Origin of the sequence: Saccharopolyspora sp. NPDC049426 (assembly GCF_040676935.1) — a bacterium.
Lineage (GTDB): Bacteria > Actinomycetota > Actinomycetes > Mycobacteriales > Pseudonocardiaceae > Saccharopolyspora.
This window is the reverse complement of sequence record NZ_JBFAPZ010000015.1, coordinates 149,750-173,819: the sequence shown is the minus strand read 5'-3', so window position 1 is coordinate 173,819 and position 24,070 is coordinate 149,750. Positions and strand designations below refer to the sequence as shown.

At 69.4% G+C, this 24,070-nt stretch carries 21 protein-coding genes and 1 pseudogene; 10 read left to right on the top strand and 12 right to left on the bottom strand.

Annotated features, from left to right (window positions below):
- Positions 1–116, bottom strand: a pseudogene (locus AB0J78_RS28220) (electron transfer flavoprotein subunit beta); the annotation flags it as partial.
- Positions 117–412: 296 nt separating this feature from the next.
- Between AB0J78_RS28220 and AB0J78_RS28215 the strand changes: the two are divergent.
- Complete coding sequence (locus AB0J78_RS28215) at positions 413–1,261, top strand: DegV family protein (RefSeq protein ID WP_363794165.1); 849 nt, start codon at positions 413–415, stop codon at positions 1,259–1,261.
- Positions 1,262–1,545: 284 nt separating this feature from the next.
- Here AB0J78_RS28215 and hrpA read toward each other — a convergent pair whose 3' ends face one another.
- The 4 genes from hrpA to AB0J78_RS28195 form a co-directional block, all read right to left on the bottom strand.
- Complete coding sequence (gene hrpA / locus AB0J78_RS28210) at positions 1,546–5,514, bottom strand: ATP-dependent RNA helicase HrpA (RefSeq protein ID WP_363794163.1); 3,969 nt, start codon at positions 5,512–5,514, stop codon at positions 1,546–1,548.
- Positions 5,515–5,619: 105 nt separating this feature from the next.
- Positions 5,620–6,798, bottom strand: a complete 1,179-nt coding sequence (locus AB0J78_RS28205) for a class I SAM-dependent methyltransferase (RefSeq protein WP_363794161.1) — start codon at positions 6,796–6,798, stop codon at positions 5,620–5,622.
- Positions 6,799–6,899: 101 nt separating this feature from the next.
- A complete protein-coding gene (locus AB0J78_RS28200) occupies positions 6,900–7,682 on the bottom strand; it encodes an enoyl-CoA hydratase-related protein (RefSeq protein WP_363794159.1) in 783 nt (260 codons plus the stop codon).
- A 144-nt stretch (positions 7,683–7,826) separates the two neighbouring features.
- Positions 7,827–8,594, bottom strand: coding sequence for an ABC transporter ATP-binding protein (locus AB0J78_RS28195; RefSeq protein ID WP_363794177.1), 768 nt, complete (start codon positions 8,592–8,594; stop codon positions 7,827–7,829).
- Positions 8,595–9,073: 479 nt separating this feature from the next.
- On the opposite strand from AB0J78_RS28195, the gene AB0J78_RS28190 reads away from it, so the two are divergent.
- The 3 genes from AB0J78_RS28190 to AB0J78_RS28180 all read left to right on the top strand — a co-directional run bounded on the left by AB0J78_RS28190 (position 9,074) and on the right by AB0J78_RS28180 (position 11,394).
- Positions 9,074–9,667 carry a cysteine dioxygenase family protein gene (locus tag AB0J78_RS28190; RefSeq protein WP_363794157.1) on the top strand — a complete coding sequence of 198 codons (594 nt, stop codon included), beginning with the start codon at positions 9,074–9,076 and terminating at the stop codon, positions 9,665–9,667.
- Positions 9,667–10,095, top strand: a complete 429-nt coding sequence (locus AB0J78_RS28185) for a rhodanese-like domain-containing protein (protein WP_363794155.1) — start codon at positions 9,667–9,669, stop codon at positions 10,093–10,095. The genes AB0J78_RS28190 and AB0J78_RS28185 overlap by 1 nt, the downstream gene beginning before the upstream one ends.
- 159 nt (positions 10,096–10,254) lie before the next feature.
- Positions 10,255–11,394, top strand: a complete 1,140-nt coding sequence (locus AB0J78_RS28180) for a hypothetical protein (RefSeq protein ID WP_363794153.1) — start codon at positions 10,255–10,257, stop codon at positions 11,392–11,394.
- A 68-nt stretch (positions 11,395–11,462) separates the two neighbouring features.
- Here AB0J78_RS28180 and AB0J78_RS28175 read toward each other — a convergent pair whose 3' ends face one another.
- Positions 11,463–12,407 (bottom strand): NADP-dependent oxidoreductase, encoded by a 945-nt coding sequence (locus AB0J78_RS28175; protein ID WP_363794151.1) that lies wholly within the window; start codon positions 12,405–12,407, stop codon positions 11,463–11,465.
- A gap of 112 nt (positions 12,408–12,519) precedes the next feature.
- A complete protein-coding gene (locus AB0J78_RS28170) occupies positions 12,520–13,092 on the bottom strand; it encodes a TetR family transcriptional regulator (protein WP_363794149.1) in 573 nt (190 codons plus the stop codon).
- A 105-nt stretch (positions 13,093–13,197) separates the two neighbouring features.
- Between AB0J78_RS28170 and AB0J78_RS28165 the strand changes: the two genes are divergently transcribed.
- Entirely contained in the window at positions 13,198–14,370 is a 1,173-nt protein-coding gene (locus AB0J78_RS28165) for an MFS transporter (RefSeq protein ID WP_363794147.1), read from the top strand.
- A gap of 4 nt (positions 14,371–14,374) precedes the next feature.
- Here the strand turns inward: AB0J78_RS28165 and glgP are convergent, their stop codons facing one another.
- Positions 14,375–16,924 carry an alpha-glucan family phosphorylase gene (glgP, locus tag AB0J78_RS28160; protein WP_363794145.1) on the bottom strand — a complete coding sequence of 850 codons (2,550 nt, stop codon included), beginning with the start codon at positions 16,922–16,924 and terminating at the stop codon, positions 14,375–14,377.
- Positions 16,925–17,014: 90 nt separating this feature from the next.
- On the opposite strand from glgP, the gene AB0J78_RS28155 reads away from it, so the two are divergent.
- The 3 genes from AB0J78_RS28155 (at position 17,015) to AB0J78_RS28145 (ending at position 20,621) form a co-directional block, all read left to right on the top strand.
- Entirely contained in the window at positions 17,015–18,235 is a 1,221-nt protein-coding gene (locus AB0J78_RS28155; protein WP_363794143.1) for a peptidase, read from the top strand.
- A gap of 198 nt (positions 18,236–18,433) precedes the next feature.
- Positions 18,434–19,858 (top strand): neutral zinc metallopeptidase, encoded by a 1,425-nt coding sequence (locus AB0J78_RS28150; RefSeq protein ID WP_363794141.1) that lies wholly within the window; start codon positions 18,434–18,436, stop codon positions 19,856–19,858.
- A 43-nt stretch (positions 19,859–19,901) separates the two neighbouring features.
- Positions 19,902–20,621, top strand: a complete 720-nt coding sequence (locus AB0J78_RS28145; RefSeq protein ID WP_363794139.1) for a tyrosine-protein phosphatase — start codon at positions 19,902–19,904, stop codon at positions 20,619–20,621.
- Positions 20,622–20,726: 105 nt separating this feature from the next.
- On the opposite strand, the gene AB0J78_RS28140 is transcribed toward AB0J78_RS28145, so the two are convergent.
- Positions 20,727–21,662 carry a tetratricopeptide repeat protein gene (locus AB0J78_RS28140; RefSeq protein WP_363794137.1) on the bottom strand — a complete coding sequence of 312 codons (936 nt, stop codon included), beginning with the start codon at positions 21,660–21,662 and terminating at the stop codon, positions 20,727–20,729.
- Between the two features lie 364 nt (positions 21,663–22,026).
- Between AB0J78_RS28140 and AB0J78_RS28135 the strand changes: the two genes are divergently transcribed.
- On the top strand, positions 22,027–22,281 hold the full coding sequence (locus AB0J78_RS28135; RefSeq protein WP_363794135.1) for a hypothetical protein: 255 nt from the start codon (positions 22,027–22,029) through the stop codon (positions 22,279–22,281).
- Positions 22,282–22,350: 69 nt separating this feature from the next.
- Here AB0J78_RS28135 and AB0J78_RS28130 read toward each other — a convergent pair whose 3' ends face one another.
- The gene (locus AB0J78_RS28130) at positions 22,351–22,653 is read right to left on the bottom strand and encodes an MTH1187 family thiamine-binding protein (RefSeq protein WP_363794175.1); all 303 of its coding nucleotides are present in this window, start codon (positions 22,651–22,653) and stop codon (positions 22,351–22,353) included.
- Between the two features lie 100 nt (positions 22,654–22,753).
- Between AB0J78_RS28130 and AB0J78_RS28125 the strand changes: the two genes are divergently transcribed.
- The gene (locus AB0J78_RS28125) at positions 22,754–23,254 is read left to right on the top strand and encodes a MarR family transcriptional regulator (protein WP_132672322.1); all 501 of its coding nucleotides are present in this window, start codon (positions 22,754–22,756) and stop codon (positions 23,252–23,254) included.
- Here the strand turns inward: AB0J78_RS28125 and AB0J78_RS28120 are convergent.
- Both AB0J78_RS28120 and cutA read right to left on the bottom strand, forming a co-directional pair.
- Positions 23,251–23,610 (bottom strand): DUF3817 domain-containing protein, encoded by a 360-nt coding sequence (locus AB0J78_RS28120; protein WP_363794133.1) that lies wholly within the window; start codon positions 23,608–23,610, stop codon positions 23,251–23,253. The genes AB0J78_RS28125 and AB0J78_RS28120 overlap by 4 nt on opposite strands.
- A gap of 56 nt (positions 23,611–23,666) precedes the next feature.
- A complete protein-coding gene (gene cutA / locus AB0J78_RS28115) occupies positions 23,667–23,993 on the bottom strand; it encodes a divalent-cation tolerance protein CutA (RefSeq protein WP_363794131.1) in 327 nt (108 codons plus the stop codon).
- Positions 23,994–24,070 lie beyond the last annotated feature (77 nt).

Below are 24,070 nucleotides of genomic sequence, written 5' to 3'. Positions count from 1 at the left end.
TTGATCTCATCCAACACGGCATCCGCCGACTCGCGGTCCAACGTGTGATCCGCAGCAGACAGCTTCCGTTCGGAATACGTGTCGGGCACCTGCTTAACCAGGACGACGATGTTCATGGGCCCTCTTCGACCTCCTGCGGACTCAAATGACGCTCGCTGGTCCTCCAGCGGCTCTGCTTGTGGACCCGGCGCTTCTTCCGTCCGGGTTAGGTTGACCTTGCCATGCCCTCACCTGGAAAGCACAGTGATGCCAACCACCAAGGATGTTACTTGCCAGTAGCCCGGGTGCAACCAGGTCCCACCCGTGACAGTACTCACCTTCGCTCAGCGGAGATGATCCGCCGCAGCAGAAGTGGGGACGGGTCATCCGGAAAGTATGTGAATGAACCTTACGTATCAGTAGCCTGGCGGCCATGAGAAGACGCGTCGCCATCGTGACCGATTCGACGGCTTCCGTTCCGCTCGACGTGGCCGACCGGCTGGGAATCTCCATCGTCCAGCTGGAGCTGACCGTCGGTGATGAACAGAACGACGAGCGCCGGGTGCTGCATCCCCAGATGGCCGAGGCAATGCGGAACAAGGTCGCGGTCGCGACCAGCCCGCCCCCGCCGCCGGCCTTCTACTGGAATTACGCGGACGCCGCGGCCTCCGGCGTCGAGGCGATCATTTCGATCCACATTTCCGAAGGAATGTCCCAAACCTGCCAGTCCGCCCGAATCGCCGCGGCGGAGATCGGCGTGCCGGTCTACGTCGTCGATGCGCGGCTGACCGGACTCAGCCTCGGCTTCCCGGTGATCGCCGCCGCCGAGGCCGCCGCCGCGGGCGCCACACCGCACGGCGTGATGAACGTCCTGGACCACCGCCTTCGCAGCACCACGCAGCTGCTCTACGTCGACACCCTGGAGTACCTGCAGCGCAGCGGCCGGATCGGCCGGGCTCAGGCGTGGGTCGGCGAAGCGCTGTCGATCAAACCGGTGCTGATCATGAAGGACGGCGTGATCGACCAGCTGCACAAGGCCATCGGTCCGGAGCGGGCGCTGCGCAAGGCCGTCGCGACCGCCATGGAGCGGGCGGGCCAGGGGCCGGTCGACGTGGGCGTGGAGCACTTCGAGGCCGCCGATCGCGCCAAGCAGGTCCTCGACGCGCTGTGCTCGCAGCTGCCGCAGGTCCGCCGGGTCACCCTGGAGGAGACGAGCGCGATCATAGGAGCCCACACGGGTCCGGGAGCGCTCGGCATCGCGGTCTCTCCCGCCAGCTTCTGAGCGGTTCTCGCCCGCCGCGAAGTCCGGCTCGGGGACCGGACTCGCCGAGCGATCGCATCGGCCGACCATTTCCGCGGATCCCTTTCACGGGAACGCACTTCGCAGTTCTTCCTGATTTTTCCTGCGTCTTCCACCCCTTTGAGTGGTGCGAACGCGTGTTCGATACCGGATACTCGTTGTTGTCCGGCCCGAAAAGAACTGCACGCGGGCACGAATTCCGCACCATTCCTGGGGGAATCATGAGTGCGAACCGCAGCCGCGCGAGCGGCGCCCACGCCAGGCGCTCAGTCCTGGAGCTTGTCCATCGCGCGGTGCACGCGCTTGACCGAAACCGGTCGCGGAGTCCCCAAGGACTGCGCGAACAGGCTCACGCGCAGCTCCTCGATCATCCAGCCCACGTCGAGCAGGGCATCGCTGGGCGACCGCCCCTGCGGCACAGCGGCCAGCAGGTCCCCATAGCGCTGCCTGACCTCGTCCACCTGGTGCATCCACTCCCGATCACGCTGCGGCTGGTGCTGAGCCTTGTCCAGCCGCTGCTCGATCGCACCCAGGTAGCGGACCAGGTCGCGGAGCCGGTCGAAGCCCGTGGCGGTGACGAATCCCGGGTGCAGCAGACCTTCCAGCTGCTGGCGGATGTCGCCCAGCGACTCCGTCGACATGCCCTTGGGGCGATCGGCGAGCACCGTCTCGACCCGCTGGGCCGCGACCAGAACCCGCTCCACCTCCGCCAACACCGCCACGGTGTACTCGCCCAGCCCGGCGCGGACCTTCGCCTCCAGCGAGGTGAAGGCGTCGCCGTCCCAGACGGGCCCGCCGTTGTCGGCCATCAGCTTGTCCACGGCGCAGCGCACGCAGTCGTCGAGGACCGAACCCAGGTCGCCGTACTGACTCCCACCCAGCACCAGGCGGCTCGTCGCGCTCATGCCGCGCTGGATGGACTTGGCCGGCGAGGGCACGTTGAGCAGCAGCAACCGGCGCGTGCCGTTCCACAGCGCGCGCCGCTGCTCCTGCTCGGTGTCGAACATCCGCACCGCGACGCTCTCGCCCTCGTCCACCAGCGCCGGGTAGGCCCTCACTGCGTGCCCGGAACGCTGCTGGGAGAAGGTGCGCGGCAGCTCGCCGAAGCTCCAGGAACGCAGTCCGCCCTGCTCGATGTCGTCGGCCGCGGCCGAGATCTCCTCGCGCACCTTGGGTTTGAGCCGCAGCTTCAACGATTCGAGGTCCTTGGACTCGGCGAGCTTGCGCCCGCGGCGGCCCACCACGCGGAAGGTCATCTTCAGGTGCTCGGGGACCCGCTCCGGATCCCAGTCCGCACGCGGCACCTCCACACCGGTCAGCTGGCGAAGGCTGCGCTGCAACGTCTCCAGCAGCGGCCCGTCGTCGGGCCCCACGCGGGAGAGCACGGCCTTGGCGAAGTCCGGGGCAGGCACGAAGTTGCGCCGGAGCTGCTTCGGCAGCGACTTGAGCAGCGTGGTCACCAGTTCTTCCCGCAGGCCCGGGATCTGCCAGTCGAAGCCCTCGGCGTCGATCTGGTTGAGCACCTGCAGCGGGATGTGCACGGTGACGCCGTCCGCGTCGGCACCCGGCTCGAACTGGTAGGTCAGGTTCAGCCGGTGCTCCCCGTAGAGCCACTGGTCCGGGTAGTCCTGGTCGCTGACCTGCGCCGAGCGCTCGTTGATCAGCATGGACTTCTCGAAGTTCAGCAGGTCGGGCTGATCTCGGCGGGTCTTCTTCCACCACGTGTCGAAGTGCCTGCCGGAAACCACCTCGTCGCCGATGCGCTGGTCGTAGAACTCGAACAGCGTCTCGTCGTCGACCAGGATGTCGCGACGGCGAGCGCGCTCTTCGAGGCCCTCGACCTCGTCGAGCAGCGCCCGGTTCTGGCGGAAGAACTCGTGCCGGGTGTCCCAATCCCCCTCGACCAGCGCGTGCCGGATGAACAGCTCGCGACTGACCTCGGGGTCGATGCGCCCGTAGTTGACCTTGCGGTCCACCACCAGCGGCACGCCGTAGAGCGTGACCCGCTCGGTGGCGACCACGGCGGCTCGATCCTTCTCCCAGTGCGGTTCGCTGTAGTTGCGCTTGACCAGGTGCCCGGCCAGCTGCTCGATCCACTCCGGCTCGACGCGGGCGACGATGCGCGCCCACAAACGGGAGGTTTCGACCAGCTCCGCGGCCATCACCCAGCGCGGCGGCTTCTTGAACAACGACGAACCGGGGAACACCGCGAACCGCGCGTTGCGGGCTCCCTGGTACTCGTTGCCGCCTCGCCCTGGCGGGCCGGAACGCTGCGCACCGTTGCGCTTCTCGACGTCCTTGAGGCCGACGTGCGAGAGCAGACCGGCCAGCAACGACTGGTGGACGCGGGTGGCGTCGGCGGGCTGATCCGCCAGCGTCATCCCCATCGACTTGACCATCTGGCGCAGCTGACCGAACAGGTCCTGCCACTCGCGCACGCGCAGGTAGTTGAGGAAGTCGTTGCGGCAGAGCTTGCGGAACTGGTTGGAGGACAGCTCCTTCTGCTGGGAACGCAGGTGCTCCCACAGGCGCAGGTAGGAGAGGAAGTCGGATTCGGCTTCCTTGTCGACGAACCGCGCGTGCTTCTGGTCGGCGGCCTGCTGGTGTTCTGCCGGGCGTTCGCGCGGGTCCTGGATGGACAGCGCCGCCACGATCACCAGCACCTCGCGCACGCAACCGTTGCGCTCGGCTTCCAGCACCATCCGCGCCAGGCGCGGGTCGATGGGCAGCTGGGCGAGGCTGCGGCCGATCCGCGTGAGCCTGCGCTCGTCGGCGGGCTTGGAGCTCTCCAGCGCGCCGAGTTCGTGCAGCAGGTTGACGCCGTCGGTGATCTGCCTGCGGTCCGGCGGTTCCAGGAACGGGAAGGACTCGATCTCACCGAGCCCCAGGGAGGTCATCTGCAGGATCACCGAGGCCAGGTGGGTGCGCAGGATCTCCGGGTCGGTGAACTCCGGCCGGGACTCGAAGTCCTCCTCCGAGTACAGCCGGATGCAGATGCCCTCGGAAACCCGGCCGCACCGGCCCTTCCGCTGGTTCGCCGAGGCCTGCGAGATCGGTTCGATCGGCAGCCGCTGCACCTTCGTGCGGAAGCTGTAGCGGGAGATGCGGGCCGTGCCCGGGTCGATGACGTACTTGATGCCGGGGACGGTCAGCGACGTCTCCGCGACGTTGGTGGACAGCACGATCCTGCGCCCGGAGTGGCGTTGGAACACCCGGTGCTGCTCGGCTGCGCTCAACCGCGCGAACAGCGGCACCACCTCGGTGTCGCGGAGCGCGAGCTGCGCCAGCGCGTCGGCGGCATCGCGGATCTCCCGCTCACCGCTGAGGAACACGAGGATGTCACCGGGGCCTTCGGCGCACAGCTCGCGGACCGCGTCGCAGATGGCCTGCGGCTGGTCCCGGACGTCCGTCGACGGGTCTTCCTCGTCGTCGGAGTCCTCCAGCAGCGGCCGGTAGCGCACCTCGACCGGGTAGGTCCGGCCGGAGACCTCCACGACGGGCGCGTCGTCGAAGTGCCGGGAGAAGCGCTCCGGGTCGATCGTCGCCGAGGTGATGATCACCTTCAGGTCGGGGCGGCGCGGCAGCAGCTGCTTGAGGTAACCGAGGATGAAGTCGATGTTGAGGCTGCGTTCGTGCGCCTCGTCGATGATCAGCGTGTCGTACCGGCGCAGCAGCCGGTCGTGCTGGATCTCGGCGAGCAGGATGCCGTCGGTCATCAGCTTGACCAGGGTGTCGTCGCCTGTGCGCTCGGTGAAGCGCACCTGGTAGCCGATCGCACCACCGATCTCGGTGCCCAGCTCCTCGGCGACCCGCTCGGCCACGGTTCGTGCCGCGAGCCTGCGCGGCTGGGTGTGGCCGATGACGCCCTTGATGCCGCGTCCGAGCTCCATGCACATCTTGGGCAGCTGCGTGGTCTTACCCGACCCGGTTTCACCTGCGACGATGACGACCTGGTTGTCCCGGATGGCGGCGAGCAGATCGTCCCGCCGCTGACTGACCGGGAGGCTGTCCGGATAGGTGATCTCAGGGGTGTCGTCGCGGCGGCGCTGCACCCGCAGCTCGGCGGTCTCGACATCACCGGTGATCTCCGCGGTGACCGACCGCAACGCCTCGGGGTCGCGGATCTTGCGGGCGCCCTCGATGCGTCGACGCAGCCGACGCTGGTCCTGCAGCATCAGCTCGGGCAAACGTTCCCGCAGATCAACGAGCGGAGATTTCACAGACGACGTACCCATACTCCGCACAAGCATAGAGAAGGCCCCTGCCGCACTGCCTCCCAATTCCGCCGCGCTCACAGCAGACGCCCCATTCCGTGACGCCGGTCACGTGGGCGGAGGTGCTCAGGTGCGCTCGGCCCGGCACAGGTAGGCCATCGCTTGGTCCCCGACCCTGGTGATCACGACGCTGGCTTCCTGCGTCCCCTTGGGTTTGATCCGGCGCCGCAGCGCGTCCGGGTCCACGTCGACACCGCGCACCAGGATCTCCAGCCGGCCGACGTCGTGCCCGCGCAGCAGCGTGCGCAACGCCTTCTCGTTGAACCGGCCGTGTTCGAGCACCCGGAAGGCCCGAACGCCGGGCGGCGGCACATCGCCGGTGAGGTAAGCGATGCGCGGGTCGAGCTGGACGAGTCCGTGACGCGCGGCGTAGTGGCGCACCAGCCCCGCGCGCACCACGGCCCCATCCGGATCGACGATCCACTCGCGCACGTCCTCGGCCGGGCAGTCGTCGGGCTCGGCATCGGTGATGCTCCAGGCACCGCCATCGGTCCGCAGCACGGTGGCGCGGCGCCGCGCCGTCGGATCGGCCAGCGAACCGAACCACAACGCGGCCTCCCGGACCTGCCCGCCCAGCGACACCACCTCGGCTTCGACCTCGTCGGGGATCGCAGCGAAGTCCAGGCCGGGGGCGCACTTGACGACCAGGTCGCGCCCGGTGTGAACGGCCATGAGCTCGTCCAGCGGCGGCACCAGGTCGGCGGGGTTCCAGCGGCGCCTACCGCCTTCGTCCCGGCGCGCGGGATCGGCGACCACGACGGCGTCCCGGGTGACGGGGTGCAGCGCGTCGGCCTCCACCAGCAGCGCCTCGCGACCGGCGGCGGCCAGGTTGTGCTGAGCCATGAGCAGCCGGACCCGGTCCAGGTCGGAGCCCACGCTGCGGTTGGCGACAGCGGCCACGGCGGTCAGGTCGGCACCGATCGAACAGGTCACGTCGTGCACGTCGCGACCCGCCAGGCGCTGCGCGCGGTGCCGGGCGACGACGCTCGCGGTGGCCTGCTGCAACGCGGAATCGGTGAACAGCCAGCCACCGCTGTCATCCAGCTTGGACTCGGCTTTGCGCCGCAACACCGCGGTTTCCAGCGCAGCGGCGGCGAACCGGTCACCGACCTGCCGACGTGCCGCGGAGACGTCGGTCAGCCGCGATGTGCCGGTCAGCGGCAGGCCGGAGAGCTCAGCAACGGCCTCACGGCCCGCGGTCGAGCGCAGGAACAGGACGTCCTCGACGTCGAACGAGTACCCCACCCTCGCCCCCTAGAACGTGCCGACCGCGAACGGCCGGCACGAACCGGGAACCGAGAGGCGGGGTGTGCTCGTCACGACTGCTTCCGCTGATGAGTGCCGGGTCAGCGCCCGGTGAACTTCGCCTTGCCGGGGCCGTTCTCGATGAACGACTTCATGCCGATCTTCTGGTCCTCGGTCGCGAACGTCCCCGCGAACAGGTGAGTTTCGAGCTTCAGACCGTTGTCCAGGTCGACGTCCAGGCCACCGTCGATCGCGGCCTTCGCCGCCGCCAGGGCCCGCGCCGCGCCACCGGTGAACTGCTCCGCCCAGCGCTTCGCCGTCGCGTAGACGTCAGCGGACGGCACGATCTCGTCGACCATGCCCAGCGCGAGCGCCTCGTCGGCCTCGACGAACCGGCCGCTGTAGATGATGTCCTTGGCCTTGCTCGGGCCGATCAGCCGCGCCAGCCGCTGCGTGCCACCGGCACCGGGGATGACGCCGAGCAGGATCTCCGGCTGCCCGACCTTGATGTCGTCCGCCGCGACTCGGCGGTCGCACGACAGCGCCAGCTCGAAACCGCCACCGAGGGCGTAACCGGTCAGCGCCGCGACCGTGGGCTTCGGGATGGCCGCGACCTGGCTCATCGCATCCGACAGTCCGCGCTGCTCCTTGGCGGCCATGTCCGCGTAGGACATGTCGGCCATCTCCTTGATGTCCGCGCCGGCCGCGAAGACCTTCTCACCGCCGTAGACGATCACCGCGCGGATGTCGTCGCGCTCAGCGGCCTCGATCGCCACTTCCCGCAGCTCGGTCTCGATCTGCCTGTTCAGCGCGTTCATCTTCGGTCGATCCAGCCGGATCGTGCCGATCGCGCCTTCGACCTCAAGCCTGACGAACTCGCCCACGCAGCAACCTCCTCGTCGAACCACCGCTCGTGACGCAGGCGAGGCTATCGCGCCCCGCGCCACATCTGCTGTGTCACCGATCTCAACATCGCCGAAGACCTCACGAGGCGATGCGGAACGGCACCTCCGGCGCCTGGGCGCGGTTCAGGCCCGGCGACGGGCGAAGTACCGGTCACCCGCTCGCTGCAGTTCGAGGTTCTGGTCGAAGGTCTTCGAGAGGTTGTCCTCGGTGAGCACGTCGTCGAGCAGCCCCTGGGCGACGATGCCGCCGTCGCGCAGCAGCAGGCAGTGGGTGAAGCCCGGCGGAATCTCTTCGACGTGGTGCGTGACCAGCACCGATGCGGGTGCGTCCGGGTCCATGGCGAGGGTCGACAGGCGGGCGACGAGGTCCTCGCGGCCACCGAGGTCGAGCCCTGCTGCGGGCTCGTCGAACAGCAGCAGCTCGGGATCGGTCATCAGCGCGCGGGAGATCATGACCCGCTTGCGCTCGCCCTCGGACAGCGTGCCGAACTCGCGGTCGGCGAGGTGCGCGACACCGAGCAGTTCGAGCAGCTCAACGGCGCGATCGGTGTCCAGCGCGTCGTACTCCTCGCGCCAGCGGCCGAACACCGAATACCCAGCGCTGACCACGACGTCGCGGACTAACTCCTCGCCGGGGACGCGGTTGACCAGCGCACCCGAGCACAGCCCGATCAACGGGCGGATGTCGAAAACGTTGGTCTTGCCGAGCCGCTCGCCGAGGACGTCGACGGTGCCGGTGCTCGGGTGCATCTCCGTGCTGGCCATCTTCAGCAGCGTGGTCTTGCCCGCGCCGTTGGGGCCCAGCACGACCCAGCGCTCGTCGAGCTCCACAGACCAGTTCACGTCGGCCAACAGCGTCGTCTTGCCTCGCCGGACACCGACGCCATCCATCTGGATGACCAGGTCGTCCACGTCTACCTCCCAGCCGTGACTGACCGCGGCGGCGCCCCGGGCGCGCACTCGGCGTTCGTCTCCGTCCGGGACCGCCACAGGCTCCGGCCGGTCCCCTCTGAGCCCATTGTTCCCGCCGTCGTCGCACCCCCTGCGGGCGGGATGCCACTCCCGCGCGTTCGGTGAACGTCGCCACGCCGCGCTCCGGTCCACATACCGGGAACCCGGCGCAACCACTGGCACCGGCGACGATCCGGTGCCACGATCTGTGGCGTGTCCGATTCGTTGCTCACCCGCGATCGCGTGATCGACCTGTTCCGGGTCGTCGCCTCCGCCTGTCGCTGAAAGCGGTCCGAGAGACCTCCCGCTTCACGCGACTTCATCGCGGCACGACGAATCATCCAGCCACCCCAGCACCTCTCGCAGCAGGGGTGCGCGTGTCGTGCCGGTGCACACCGCAAGACACCTGGAGACACCCCATGAGCATCACGCAGCCGGAACGGCCGACGTCCCCGCAATCCGAATACACCCCGACCGCACCCGTGCCCGCGCTCGGCGAAGCCGAAGTGCATCCCGCTTTCGACCTGCCGCTGCTGCGGGACCTGATCCGACCCGACCACCTCAACTGGACCCCGCGCGAGCTCCGCGAGCTCACCGGCCTGGTGACCAGCGAGCTGACCACGCAGCTGATGAACATCGTGCGCATCGACGAGCAGCAGCGGTGGTGGGCCAAGCTCGGCCTGACCGCGGGCGTCGAACTCTGGCTGCTGTCCTGGGCACCCGGCCAGGGCACACCGGCCCACGACCACGGCGGCGCCTCGGGATCGTTCTCAGTCCTGTTCGGAGGGCTGCGCGAGGACTACCGCTACGCGGACGGCCCGGTCCGCACCCAGCACCACGACCTCGGTGACGGCATCGGGTTCGGCGCCGGGCGCGCGCACCAGGTCACCAACGTCAGCTCGGTCAACTCCGCCAGCGTGCACGCCTACTCGCCGCCGCTGCTGCCGGTGCGCTACTACGCCGACCTGGCCGAGATCCCCGCTGTCCCTCCGCAACGAAGCGAGGTCGCGTAATGCCGCACATCCCCGAGCCCCGCGAAGAACTGATCGGCCACGGCCCCTACGGGATCGAACACCTGCTGGCCGAATCCCGGGAGAAACTCGCCAGGGTCAACCCGCAGGAGGCTTTCGACCTCCAGCGCACCGGTGGCCTGATCATCGACATCCGGCCGGAATCCGACCGCCTCACCCACGGCGAGATCCCCGGTGCTCTCACCGTGGAACGAATCGTCCTGGAATGGCGTCTCGACCCGGCCGGCAGCCACCGCCTCGACGGTCTGCACCCGGAACGCCCGATCGTCCTCGTCTGCAACGAGGGCTACGCCTCCAGCCTCGCCGCCGCCCAAGCCCAGGAGCTCGGCCTCACCAAGGCCACCGATCTGGCAGGCGGATTCCGGGCGTGGAAGGAAGCGGGCCTTCCCACCACCGCCTCCGTCGCCTGATCTGAGCAAGGGAACCTTCCTGTCATCGCCTGCCCGGCACGTGGCAGGAAGGTTCCCTTGCTCACGTCACCACCCCGCACGGCGGCGAAGGCGGGCAAAGCGCCTCCTCGGCGGGTGCTGGTCCCGTAGGCTCCGGGCCTTGTGCGAACGCAGAGCCTCTTGTTCCGCCCATGGGTGCTGGTCACCGTGGTGGGCGCGGTTGTCCTAGCAGCGGTCGAACTGGTCCTCCGCACCGGTTTCGCGGGTGTCGTGGCCGGTTGGTCCGGTGGCGTGGCGGGAGCGATCCTGCTGCCGGTGGCGACGCAGGTCGGGCTGCTGCTCGGGTCGGTGATCTTCGGGCTGCGCGTTCGGCAGGTCGTGTTCGGTGCGATGCGGGAGGTCGCGTCCTTCAAGCGCGGCAGCGTGACCTTCACGTTCCGCGCCTTGCCGGTGACGTTGCGGGCGCAGATCGGGCCGTGGCGTTCGCCGGTGATCCTGCGCTGCTGGCTGGCCGGTCTGGTTTCGGCGCTGGTCGGCTCGGCTGCGGTGGTTGCGGCGTGGCTGTGGGTGCCGGGGGCGTTCGGGCGCGGTCTCGCGCTGGCGATGAGCGCGTTCATGCTCGTCAAGCTGTGGCCCAAGCGCGTGCCCCTGACGACTTCGACCGGCTGGCTGCTGTTCTCACTTCCCCGGATGGGCGAGCCGGAACGCTCCGACTTCCTCGCCGCCCCGTTGGCGGCGCGCGCCTACGAGGCGCTGCGCGTCGGCGACCTCGACGCGGCGCAGGCCCACGCCGACGAACTCGCGGAGCGCTTTCCCGGCATCAACGCGACGGTGTCGTGCCAGATCGCGGTGCTGGAATCACGCGGGCTCTACGCGCCGGGAGTGCTGCTGCTGTTGAAGTTCCTGTCCGACAACGACGTTCCGCCGCGCAAGATGGCGTACCTGCTGGCGGGCCTGGCGGGACTGGGGTTCAAGGCGGTCGAGTCCGGGCAGATGCCGGCCGACAGCTTGCTCCCGACGGCGAAGAAGGCCCTTCAGGACGCGGTGCAGCTGGGCTATCCCGAGTTCGAGCTCAACGGCACCAACGGGCTGCTGGCCCTGATCGAGGGCGACGCCGACAACGCCGTCCGGTTGGCGACCAGCGGCGCGGACTACAACCACTCACCGCTCTCGCGCGCCGACGACTTCGCGACCCTCGCCCGCGCGCACATGGCCCTCCACGACAACGCGTCGGCCCGAACGGCCTTGGCACGCGCGGAGGAACTGGCGCCGTGGTCTCCGCGGGTCACCGAAACCCGCCAGCGCCTGTCCGTGAACTAGGAGCAGGGGAACCTTCCTGCCACCCGAAGTGGCAGAGAGGTTCCCCTGCTGCTGCGCCGCGCGCTGCTTCAGTCGATGGTCAGCACGAGCTTGCCCTGGGTGCGCCCGGTCTCGCCTTGGGCGTGGGCCTTGGCCGCATCGGCCAGCGGGAACGTCCCGGCGATCTCGGCGCGCAGCTTGCCCGCCTCGACCAGCTCGCGAACGGCCTGCATTCCGGCCTGGTCGGCTTCGACGAGCATCAGTTCGGCGCGCACGCCCAGCTCATCGGCTTCCGCGACGAGTTCGTCCCGGTCGTACGGCAGGATCGAGACGAGGATTCCGCCCTTGCGCAGCACGCGCAGCGAGCGGCTGCGGTAGTCGGCGGCGATCGGGTCGAGGACGACGTCGACATCGCTGACGACCTCGGCGAAGTCGGCCGAGGTGTAGTCGATGAGCTCGTCGACGCCCAGCCCGGTCAGGAACTCGTGCTTGCTCTTGCTCGCGGTGGCGATGACGTGAGCTCCCTTGGCCTTGGCGATCTGCACGGCTAGGTGCCCGACACCGCCTGCGGCCGCGTGGATCAGGATTCGCTGGCCTGCCTGCAGATCGGCGGTGTCGTTCAGCGCCTGCCACGCGGTCAGCGCGGCGAGCGGAATGGCTCCCGCCTGCACGTGGTCCACCTCGGCGGGCTTGGGGACGAAGGCCCGTGCCGGGCCGGTCGCGTACTCGGCGTGAGAACCGAGCCCGAACGGGTAGGGCAGCATGCCGAAGACCTCGTCGCCCGGTTTGTGCAGGGTCACGCCGGTTCCGATGGCCTCGACGACGCCGGAGACGTCCCAGCCGAGGATGCGCGGAGGCTCACCGAGGAATCCCTGGCCTGCGCGGTGCTTCCAGTCGGTGGGGTTGACCCCGGCGGCGCGCACGCGGATCAGAACCTCGCTCGGTCCCGGCTCGGGCTTGTCCAGTTGTGCCTCGCGCAGCACCTCCGGACCGCCGTACACGTCCTGGGTGATGGCACGCATGGTTTCACTCATGCCTCCACCCTGCCGCATCGAAAGCGGACCGGCGTGCAGGCGATGGGGCGTTGTGAGGATGGGAACCCTTCTGTCACCGGAGTGCGCGAAAGGTTCCCCTGCGCCGATCGGTTCAGGCGGGGTCGGTGAGGCGGCGGACGGCTTCGCGAGAAGCGGAGCGCAGGTCTTCGACCTTGGTCTCGCCAAGGATCAGGCGGCGCAGCTGGGGAACGGCCAGGGGCCAGCTGATCGTGCCGAGGGCCAGCAGGACGAGCATGCCCGGTTCGATCGCTCCGGTGACCTTGCCGTTGTCCTGGGCCCGGCGGACCGCGTCGACCTTGTCGCGGTAGTGCTCGGCGCGTTCGGATTCGGCGGCGACGCCGCTGTCGCCGCGTTCCAGCGATTCCCACATCAGCAGCCGCAGGACGTGCGGGTTGGCCGAGTGGTAGGCGGCGAGCCGTTCGACGTAGCCGGGGAGGTCTTCGCCGTCGATGGGCACCTCTGCCGCGAGTTCGGCCATGGCCGCTTCCAGGACGGCGGTGAACAGGGCGTCCTTGTTGCCGAAGTAGGCGTAGATCAGCTGCTTGTTGGCCTGGGCTTGCTTGGCGATGCGGTCGACGCGGGCGCCGGCGATGCCGTGTTCGGCGAACTCGGTCGTCGCGGCCTGGAAGATCCGGGCCTTGGTGGCTTCGGCGTTGCGGGACACAGCCGCACTGTACCGCTGTGACCAACCAGTCAGTTGACACGAGTTCCGGCCGTGGAGAAACTGTAACCAACCAGTTGGTTACATCGTTTTGCCTGCGGAGAGTGGATGACCGCCGTCGCCCCCGACACCGGCCGCCTGAGCCGTGCACTGCTGTTCGCCGCCGCGCTGTGCGCCGGTGTCACCGTCGCCAACATCTACCTCGCGCAGCCGATCATCGGCCCCGTCGCCGACACCTTCGGCACCTCGCCGCAGACCGCGGGCATCGTGGTGACCGCCGGGATGCTCGGCTACTCCGCAGGCCTGCTGTTCGTCATCCCCCTCGGCGACAGCAGGGACCGGCGCACGATGGTCGGCGCGCTCAGCGTCCTCACCGCGCTCCTGCTCGTGGGAAGTTCCCTCGCACCGTCGTTGCCGGTGCTCGCAGCCCTGACCGGACTGGCCGCGGTCACCACCGTCGTGCCGCAGATCCTCATCCCGCTGGTCGTGCAACTGGCCGACCCGGCGCAGCGCGGCACCGCCATGTCCTGGGTGCAGGCCGGGTTGATCACCGGGATCATGGGCGCCCGGGTCGTGTCTGGCCAGCTTGCCGGACTGCTCGGCTGGCGCTGGGTCTTCGCCGCGGCAGCGGTGCTCACGCTGGTCGTGGGCCTGTGGACGGTCCGCGTGCTGCCCAGCGACGGCGAGCGGAACTCGGTGAGCTACTGGGCGCTGCTGCGCTCCCTGCCCGGCTACCTGCGCCGCGAGCCGGGGCTGCGCCGAGCCTGCCTGCGCCAGGCGGGAAGCTTCGCCGCGTTCAACGCCGTCTGGACCACTCTCGCCCTGGTGCTCACCGCACCACCGCACGGCTTCACCGTCGCCGAAGCGGGACTCGTCGGCCTGCTCGGACTGCTCAGCGCCGCTTTGGCGCCCGTGGCCGGGAAGATGGTCGACCGTCGCGGTCCGCGGCTGGTCGGCGCGCTCGGACTGACCGTGCTCGCCTTCGCCGCCCTCGTGCTGATCCTCGGCACGAATTCGCTGACCGCCCTGCTCATCGGCATCGCGGCCGTGCCGATCGGCCTGCAGGTCGGCCAAGCCGCCAACCAGAACGCGGCGCTGTCGGTCGACCCCGCCGCCGGTGGGCGCCTGAACACCATCTTCATGCTCTCGACGTTCCTGGCCGGCGCGATCGGCTCGGCCGCGGGCAGCCTCACCTACGGCCTCCACGGCTGGCCGGGCGTGTGCGTCACCGCCCTGATCTTCCTGGCGCTCGGCGGGATCGGACTGCGCCGGATCCGCTGAGCCGCTAACCCGCGAGAACGACCTTGCCGAGTTCCGCCGGCTCCGAAAGCAACGAGTGCCGAGGCAGGACCCGAACGTTGTAGCCGGCCGGGCCCGCGTGCGGCAGCGTCACCGCGGCCGCGTACCGGTCATCCCCGATGGGCTTCATCGATGCGGTGACGAAGTCGTGGAGCACGTCGTTGTCGTCGACCCGGCCCACCACGACCTCGACGTCCACATCGGACGGATCGAGGCCGGCCAGGTCCACCCTGGCGCGCACCGTGACCTGCCCGCCGAGCAGCGGCGTCCCATGATCCACCGACATCTCGGTGTCACCGACCCGAACCCGGTTCCACGCCGCCTGCAACCGGCTCCGGTAGTCGGCCAGCTCCCGCGCACCGCGGAAGTCGTCGTCGAACATCGCGCGCATCGACTGCGCGGCGGGCGTGTAGTGCCCGTCGACGTACTCGCGGATCATGCGCGACGCCTGCACCCGCGGCCCCAGGGTCGCCAAGGTGTGGCGCACCATCGACATCCACTTGCCCGGCACGCCGTCGCTGTTGCGCTCGTAGTACATCGGCGCCACGTGCTCGGACATCAGCTCGTACAACGCCGCGGCTTCCAGATCGTCCCGCCGGTTGGGGTCGCTGACGCCGTCGGCCGTGGGAATCGCCCACCCGTTGCGGCCGTCGTACATCTCGTCCCACCAGCCGTCGCGCACCGAGAGGTTCAGCACACCGTTGAGCGCGGCCTTCATCCCCGACGTCCCGCACGCCTCCAACGGCCGCACCGGGTTGTTCAGCCACACATCGCAGCCCGACACCAGGTAGCGGGCCAGCGACATGTCGTAGTCCGGCAGGAACACGATGCGGTGCCGCACATCGGCGCCGTCGGCGAAGCGCACGATCCGCTGGATCATCGCCTTGCCGCCCTCGTCCGCCGGATGGGACTTCCCCGCCACCACGATCTGCACCGGACGTTCGGAATCCAGCAGCAGCTCCCGCAACCGGTCGGTGTCGCGCAGCATCAGCGTCGCCCGCTTGTAGGTGGGAACCCTTCGCGCAAAACCGATGGTGAGCACCTCGGGGTCGAAAACCGAGTCGCACCAGCCCAGTTCCAGGTCCGAAGCACCCCGCTGCTGCCAGGCCACGCGCAACCTGCGCCGCACCTCGTCGATCAACCGCTGGCGCAGCGAGCACCGAAGCTCCCACAGCAGCGAATCGCTCACCGGCTCCATGCCGCGCAACCCGGCACCGCTGTCCATCTCGGACTCGCCGAGCAGCTTGCCCAGCTCACGGGCGGACCAGGTCGGCCCGTGCACCCCGTTGGTGACCGAGCGGATCGGGACCTCCTCGACCCCGAACCCCGGCCAGAGGTTGCGGAACATCTTGCGGATCACTTCGCCGTGCAGCTCCGAGACCCCGTTCGCGCGCTGCGCCAGCCGCAACCCCATGTGCGCCATGTTGAACATGCCCGGGTTGTCCTCAGCGCCCAGCGCCAGCACGCGATCCGCGGGCACCCCCGGCAGCAGCGGCTGCTGGGACCCGTCGTCGAAGTAGTGCCGCACCAGGTCCACCGGGAACCGGTCGATACCGGCCGGGACCGGGGTGTGCGTGGTGAACACCGTCCCGGCCCGAACAGCGGCCGTGGCCTGGTCGAAGTCCAACCCCGGGTCGGTCTGCAGCTCCCTGATGCGCTCCAGCCCCAGGAAACCGGCGTGACCCTCGTTGGTGTGGAAGACCTCGGGCTGGGGATGCCCGGTGAGCCGGCAGTAGGCGCGCACGGCCCGCACCCCGCCGACACCGGCGAGGATCTGCTGACGGATCTTGTGCTCGGCGTCGCCGCCGTAGAGCCGGTCGGTGGTGCCGCGGAGCTCGTCGTCGTTGTCCGGCAGGTCGCTGTCCAGCAGCAGCAGCGGAACCCGTCCGACCTGCGCCTTCCACACCCTGGCGTGCAACGTGCGGGCTGCGGGCATGGCGACCTTGACCACCACCGGGCGGTCGTCCTCGTCGGTGAGCACCTCCAGCGGCAACCCGCGCGGATCGATCACCGGGTAGTGCTCGACCTGCCAGCCCTCCGACGACAGCCCCTGCCGGAAGTAGCCGGAGCGGTAGAGCAGACCGACCCCGATCAAGGGGACTCCCAGGTCGGAAGCCGACTTGAGGTGGTCGCCCGCGAGCACGCCGAGCCCGCCCGAGTAGTTCGGCAGCGCCTCGGTGAGGCCGAACTCCATGGAGAAGTAAGCGATCGACGCGGGAAGTCCCGCGCCCTCGTCCTGACGCTGCTGGTACCAGCGAGGCACTGTGAGGTAGCGGCGAAGATCGTCGCCCACCGCGCGGGTGCGCGCCAAGAAGTCCTCGTCGGCCGCCAACTGCCGCAACCGCTCAGCCGGGACCTCCGACAGCAGGCGCAGCGGGTCGGCCCCCACCGCCGCCCACACCTGCGGGTCGACCGCTGAGAACAGGTCCTGCGTGGGCGGATGCCACGCCCAGCGAAGGTTCGTCGCCAACTTGCCCAGCGGGCTGAGCGGTTCGGGCAGATGGGCCCGGACGGTAAAGCGGTGGACGGCTCTCACGGGAGCGGACCATATCTCGCTCGACGCGCTCGTGTGCGATGTGCACCCGACGCCCGCACCAACCCCGAGGTGGGTGGGAAGCTGGGGCGCGTGCGTGCATTCGGACTTGTCGCGATGACCATCTGGCTGATCGTCAGCGCCTGCACGACGCCCGTCGAACCACCGCCGAATGTGTCGGAACCCACGGTCGATCCGGCGTTCGTGCACGGCACGGACCGCGGTGAGACAGACCGCTTGGCGGCCACCGTCGTGACCGACGTTCAGCGCTACTGGGCGCACGCCTACCCCGACACCTTCGGCTCCCCCTGGCGGGACCTCGACGGAGGGTTCTTCTCGGTCGACACCGGCGGCACGGGCACCGCCCCGCCCTGCGCCTCCGAACCGCGGGAGGTCGAGGGCAACGCGTACTACTGCCAGTCCGTGGACGCCATCGCCTGGGACCGCGCCGCGCTGCTGCCGGTGCTGCGCGAGCACTACGGGGACACGGCGGTGGCGGTGGTGCTGGCCCACGAGATCGGGCACGCGGTGCAGCAGAGAGCCGGGCTCGCCGAGGGCGAACCGCTGCGGCTGGAATCGATGGCCGACTGCTACGCCGGATCCTTCCTGCGATGGGTCTCCGACGGTCGCGCCCCGCACCTGCGCACCGACCCGGACCGGCTCGACGACGCCCTGCGCGCCATCACCGTCTTCCGCGATCCGATCGGCACCTCCGGTCACGGCACCGCCTTCGACCGGGTGACGGCCTTCCAGCACGGCTTCACCGGAGGCCCCCGCGGTTGCACCCAGGTGACCGAGAGCGACGTCGCCGAGCCGGTCGACGACGACCCGAACGCTCCCTTGGAATCGGTCCTGGACACGGCCCCGATCGCCGAGCACTTCGGGACCGCGGTCGCAGACCTGGGCGGGCGGTGGGTCCCTCCGGCGCGTGCCACCGGCTGCCCCGGTGCCGGCGGGCCGGTCGGTTTCTGCCCCTCGCCCCCGACGGTCACCGCCGATCCGGCGGCGCTGCGCCGCACCCACGACGACATCGGTGACCAGGCGGTCACCACGCTGCTGGCCTCCCGCTACGCCCTGGCGACCCTGACCGAACTCGGCCACCGAGCGAGCGGCGCCGACATCGTCTGCCTGACCGGCGCGTACACCGCGGCGCAGCCGCGCCTGTCACCGGGCGACCTGGACGAGGCGGTGCAGGTCGTCCTCGAATCCGACGCGGTGTCCCGCGGCGGCGACGGGCCACCGCTGAGCGGTTTCGATCGGATCGCGGCCTTCGACGACGGGGTGCGCTCCGGCTGGGGTGGGTGCGTGAAGTGAGCATGGGAACCTTCCTGTCACCCGCGAGCGGCCTCCGACCAGATCGGCCGTGACGAAGATCGGTCACCCGATAGGCTGCTGCGCGAAGACCGGGCCGCGCGACCGGCCCACGGCGAACGAGTTCGGTACCGGCAGCGAGATGGGGCGCGTGTAGTGGTGGCGACGGCAAACCGGCGGCGAGGGCGGATCCTCGGCGCCGTGGTCTCGGTAATCGCCTGCGCGTCCCTGGTCAGCGGATGCGCACAGGTCATCAGCGGCGTTCCCACGACGTTGGGGGGCTATTCCACCACCAGCGTGGCGGGGCTTCCCGCCGCCGACGGTCCGAGCGGGCCGAAGGACGGCGCTCCGCAGGCTCCGCTTCCGGTGGAGGGCACCGACAACGGCGAGATGGACAAGCTCGCCCGCAACGCCGTCGCCGACGTCGACGCCTACTGGGCGGAAGCCTTCCCGCAGGCGTTCGACGGCAAGAAGTTCGAGCCCGTCAAGCGGCTGATCTCCTACGACTCGGGTGCTCCGGGCGGGCAGCTGTGCAAGCAGAACACGGCGGGCATGGTCAACGCCTTCTACTGCCCGTCCGAGGACCTCGTCGCCTGGGACCGCGGGACGCTGCTGCCGGAGCTCAACAACAGCTTCGGGCCGCTGGCGGTCGTGACCGTGCTGGCCCACGAGATGGGGCACGCCGTGCAGCACCGGGCGGGCACCGTCGCGCAGAACGATCCCGTGATCGTGCTCGAACAGCAGGCCGACTGCTTCACCGGCGCCTACTTCCGGCACGTCGCCGAGGGGTCTTCGCAGTACTTCCAGGTTTCCACGGGTTCGGGCCTCAACGAGGTCATGGGCGTGCTCAACTTCATCCGCGACTCCCCGGGAACCTCCGACTTCACCGGCAGCAACGCGCACGGCACGGCCTTCGACCGGGTCAGCGCCTTCCAGTTCGGCTTCAGCGACGGCCCCCAGCGCTGCGCGGAGATGACCAACGACGAGGTCAAGAAGCGCACGACGCTGTTCCAGAACTGGAAGCCCACCCAGCAGGAGACCGAGCTCCCCATCGACGACAAGAGCCTGAAGGCGGTGGAGGAGAGCCTGCACTCGGTGTTCCGGGACACCGGCGCCGAGCCGCCGAGGATCATCGCCGAGCCCAGGACCTGCTCCGGTCGGCAGCCGACCTCGCCCGCTTCGTTCTGCACCGGAACCAACACGATCTCGCTGAACGTTCCGGAGCTGCGCGAGATCGCCACGCCGCCGAGCAAGGCGAGCCAATCCGCGGGCTACGGCGATTTCGCCGCCTACGCGCAGATCGCTTCCCGGTACGCGCTGTCGGTGCAGAAGGCCGCGGGTTTTTCCCTCGACGACGAGGCCGCTGGGCTGCGGACCGCGTGCATGGTCGGTGCGTGGAGCGGGCTGCTGGTGGAAGACCCGATCGGGCAGCGCAATCCCGTGGGCAAGCTGCGGATCGTGCCCGACGACATCGACGAGGGCGTGTCCGCGCTGCTCGGCGAGGAGAGCCTGATCGCGGCGAACGCCAACGGCGACCAGGTCCCGGTCGGTTTCGCCAGGGTGGAGGCGTTCCGCGTCGGCGTGCAAGAAGGTCTGGCGCCCTGCACCACCAAGTACGACAGCTGAGCCTTCGCTCAACCCCGCGGTGGGTCCGCACGTCCCCTGAAGCATGAGCGGACGACGGGTTCTGGACTTCGACGGTCTTCTCAACGCTCGTGATCTGGGAGGCCTGCCCGCCGAGGGCGGGCGGATCCGCTGGGGAGCGGTGGTGCGCGCCGAGCACCCCGCCGCGTTGACGGAAGCGGGCTGGGAAGGTCTGTGGCAGCACGGCGTGCGCACGATCATCGACCTGACCGGCCTGGACGAGGACGACACCGACCGCGCACCGCGCCCTGCCGGCCTGACCACCGTCCGGATCGCGCTGGACGACTCGTCCGACACCGAGTTCTGGGACCGGTGGGGAGGGGCCTTCTCGTGCACTCCCCTGTACTACGGGCCGTTCCTGGACCGGTACCCGCGACTCGTGGCTGAGGTCGTCGGCGCGGTGGTCCACGCCGAACCCGGTGGCGTGCTGGTGCACTGCGGCAGCGGTCGGGACCGCACCGGACTGATCACCCTGGTCCTGCTGGCCTCTCTCGGGGTGAGCGCGCAGGACATCGCCGAGGACTACGCGATCAGCCACCAGCGCCGCGCGGAGCTGTGCGCAGCGGCCGGTCTGGGCGACGACACCCCGAAGATCCGGGAGTTCCTCGCCCGGCACGACGCCACCGAACGCGGGCTCCTCGACGAGGTCGTCAACGGCCGCGACTTCACCGACTACCCGCGGACATCAGGGCTCGGCGACGAGGGCTCGGCGGCCCTGCGCGAGCGCCTCGTGACCCCTGCCTGACCGGTCGAGCCCGCGCCCGGAACGTGGAGCAGGGGAACCTTTCGCTCACGAAACACGATCGCCCTCCCCACCGGTGGGCGGAGAGGGCGATCGTGGTGGGAAAGATCAGAACAGCGCGCTGGCCAGGTTGCGGCGGGCCTTGGCAACCCGCTCGTCACCCTCGGGGAAGATCTCGAACATCTCGACCAGGTGCGTGCGAACCCGGTTGCGATCGTCGCCGGAAGTGCGCTTGACCGCCTGGATCAGGCGGGTGAAGCCTTCGTCGACCTTGCCGAACGCGACCTCCGCGTCAGCGGCCGCGATCTGGGCATCGAGGTCGTCCGGGGCGGCGTCGGCGCGCTCGATCGCCGACGGGTCGGCCTGCTCGGCGCGGGCCATGAAGCGCACCTGCATGAGGGCGGCCTTGGCCTGCTCGTTGTTCGGCTCGCTGTCGAGGATCTGCTGGTAGGCGGCCTCGGCGGCGGCGAAGTCGCCCTGCTCCAAGGCGTCCTCGGCAGCGGTGAACCGCGGGTCCTCGGGCTCCTCTTCGGGCTCGGCCTCGGAAGCGCCCTCCTCGGCCGCCCGGATTCCGGGCAGCTGGTCGCGCAGGGCGTTGAGCAGGGAGCTGATCCACTCCCGCAGCTGCGGCTCGGGCTGCGCGCCGGCGAAGCCGTCGACCGGCTGCCCACCGGCCACCGCGATCACCATCGGCACCGACTGCACCTGGAACAGCTGCGCGATCCGCGGGTTCGCGTCGACGTCGATCTTCGCCAGCACCCAAGCACCGTTGCCCTCGCGGGCGAGCTTCTCCAGCGCCGGGGAGAGCTGCTTGCACGGCTCGCACCAGGTGGCCCACAGGTCGACGACGACCGGTACCTGCATGGACCGCTCGACGACCTCGGCCTGAAAATCGGCCTCGGTGACCTCGATGATCGCCGGGTGCGCTTGCCCGGCCGCACCGTCGCCGCCACCGCTGGGCGGCTGCGCTGCGGAATTGGCTGCGGCCTCGGCACGGCTCTTGAGTGCCGACAGGTCGACTGCGCCCGCCATCGCGGCGGACATCGCTGCTGCGTTCTGGCGTGGATCCGGCCTCGTCACAGTCCCATCCTGACACGGCCGACCAGCGGCGTGGCGCGTGGGAGGGCGATGAAGGGAACCTTCCTCGCACCACCCGCCCCAAGGTCACGTACAGGCGGCGAAGTGGTCACCGATTCCGCTCATCCCGACACGCCCAAGCTCCAGAAATCAATTCGAATCGGTGAACGAAGCCACTCGATCAGGTGGCGTAGGCGGTCAAACCCTCATGTCCTCCGGTGGTGATCGCCGAAGAGGACACAGAGCCTGCGAGGGACTGTGGTCATCTCGCGGGCTGCGGGGTCTCTCGTGGGGGACCTTCGGCCAGTAGTTCAACGAGAGGTTCGAAAAAGTGCGTATTGCAACCCGTGTTGCCGGTGCCGCCGGCGTCGCCGCCCTCAGCATCGTGACCCTGGGCAGCACCGCGTTCGCGGACACCGCCGACAACGACGGCGTCAACCTGCTGGACGACAACAACGTCAGCGCCGTGCCGGTGCAGGCCTGCGGCAACAACGTCGGTGCTGCCATCGGCGCGGCCGTCCCGATTCTGTCGCCGCAGACCGCCGAGTGCGTCAACGCCCCGGTTGTCGACCACCCGAAGGGCTGACGTCAGTCGAGCCTGACGTGATCAACGGGGATGGTGTCGATGAGGACACCATCCCCGTTTCGCGTTCACCTACTGTTCCCGAAGATGTTGCTCCACCCGCTCGACCTTCGACCGCAGCTGTCCGGAGTGCCCCGGACGGATGTCCGCCTTGAGCACCAGACTGGTCCGCGGCGAGTGCGCCGAAACCACCTCGGTGGCGCGCTTGACCACGTCCATGACCTCGTCCCACTCGCCCTCGATCGTGGTGAACATCGAGGTCGTCTCATGCGGCAGACCGGATTCCCGGACCACCTTCACCGCAGCGGCCACCGCCTCGCTGACACTGTCGCTCTCACCAGCCCCGCTCGGGGCAACACTGAAGGCCACCAGCACGTCTGCTCCCATCGGTTCGTCCACGTCACATGAGTCCCGGAACCAGTAGTAGCAGCACAGCCCTCAGACGTGCTCGCTCTCGCTGCTAGCGTCGGACGCTATGAGCTCCCGTGGTCCACTGCCCTTCGACCCCATCGCGCGCGCGGCCGAGACCTGGGCAGAGCGGATCGGCCCGTCCACGACGATGGCCGCGGTGACCAGCGTGATGCGCGTGCAGCAGATCCTGCAGTCCGCCGTCGACAACGCCCTGCGCGCGCACAACCTGACCTTCGCCCGCTACGAAGCCCTCGTGCTGCTCACGTTCTCCAAGCGCGGCAGCCTGCCGATGCGCGTCATGGGCGACCGGCTTCAGCTGCACCCCACCAGCGTGACCAACATCGTCGACAGGCTCGAACAGGACGGCCTGGTCCGGCGCGTGCCGCACCCCACCGACCGGCGCACCACCCTGGTGGAGATCACCGAAGAGGGCCGGAACCTGATGCAGAAGGCGACCGATGCGGTCACCGAGATCGACTTCGGCCTGGGCGGCATCACCGAACGCCAGACCCAGCAGCTCACCGAACTGCTCGGCAAGGTCCGCCACGCGGCGGGCGACTTCTAGTTCAGCTCCTTGAGCACGTAGCGCACGCGCCCCCAGAACGTCGGGGCGTCGGAATCGGGCACGGTGAGCATCCCGCGGCGGTTGGCCCAACGCTCGAACCACACCGTGGCCAGCGGCGGCACCGACGCCACCAACGCGAACGCCAACGGCCAGAAGCCCCAGCGCAGCGGGCTGAACACGAGCAGGGTGGTCACCACGTAGGCGGTGAACATGGCCCCGTGGACCGAACCCATGATGGTCACGCCCAGCGGCATCCCGAGCCCGTACTTGAACGCCATCGCCACCAGCAGTCCCGCCCAGGAGAACGCTTCGGCGATCGCGACCAGCCGGAACCACCCGCCATAGCTACGCGGCACGTCGACCCCACTTCCGATTGCACGGCACCTCTAGCGAGTGTGCCCGGTGGCGCGCGTCACGGAGACGCCGGAGTCGTCTGCTCGTCGACCCAGGTCAGGTAGTCGGGGTTCCCGCCGACGATCGGCGTCACGATGATCTCCGGCACGTCGTAGCCGTGATGGGCCTTCAGATGCCCGATCAGGACGTCCAGCCGGCCGCTGGAGGTCTTGATCTGCAGCTGCCACTCCGGATCGTCCTGCGCCGCGCCGTCCCACACGTAGAAGCTGCGAATCGGCACGACCTGCACGCACGCCCCCAGCCGAGCTTCCACGACGCCCCTCGCGAGTTCTGCGGCGGACTCCTCGGAGTCGGTGGTGGTCACCACCTGCACATGATCAGCCATGGCACCAGGGTATCGGTGTGGCGGAGCGAGGATGGGAACCTTTCTCGCACCACCGGTGGCAGGAAGGTTCCCATCCT

Bases quoted from the DNA above. Each gene is read 5' to 3' on its own strand.
- cutA (WP_363794131.1), bottom strand. From the start codon at position 23,993: ATGGCTGATCATGTGCAGGTGGTGACCACCACCGACTCCGAGGAGTCC.
- AB0J78_RS28190 (WP_363794157.1), top strand. From the start codon at position 9,074: ATGAGCATCACGCAGCCGGAACGGCCGACGTCCCCGCAATCCGAATAC.
- hrpA (WP_363794163.1), bottom strand. From the start codon at position 5,514: ATGGGTACGTCGTCTGTGAAATCTCCGCTCGTTGATCTGCGGGAACGT.
- AB0J78_RS28195 (WP_363794177.1), bottom strand. From the start codon at position 8,594: ATGGATGGCGTCGGTGTCCGGCGAGGCAAGACGACGCTGTTGGCCGAC.
- AB0J78_RS28140 (WP_363794137.1), bottom strand. From the start codon at position 21,662: ATGTCCGCCGCGATGGCGGGCGCAGTCGACCTGTCGGCACTCAAGAGC.
- AB0J78_RS28175 (WP_363794151.1), bottom strand. From the start codon at position 12,407: ATGAGTGAAACCATGCGTGCCATCACCCAGGACGTGTACGGCGGTCCG.
- AB0J78_RS28125 (WP_132672322.1), top strand. From the start codon at position 22,754: ATGAGCTCCCGTGGTCCACTGCCCTTCGACCCCATCGCGCGCGCGGCC.
- AB0J78_RS28145 (WP_363794139.1), top strand. From the start codon at position 19,902: ATGAGCGGACGACGGGTTCTGGACTTCGACGGTCTTCTCAACGCTCGT.
- AB0J78_RS28215 (WP_363794165.1), top strand. From the start codon at position 413: ATGAGAAGACGCGTCGCCATCGTGACCGATTCGACGGCTTCCGTTCCG.
- AB0J78_RS28185 (WP_363794155.1), top strand. From the start codon at position 9,667: ATGCCGCACATCCCCGAGCCCCGCGAAGAACTGATCGGCCACGGCCCC.
- AB0J78_RS28165 (WP_363794147.1), top strand. From the start codon at position 13,198: ATGACCGCCGTCGCCCCCGACACCGGCCGCCTGAGCCGTGCACTGCTG.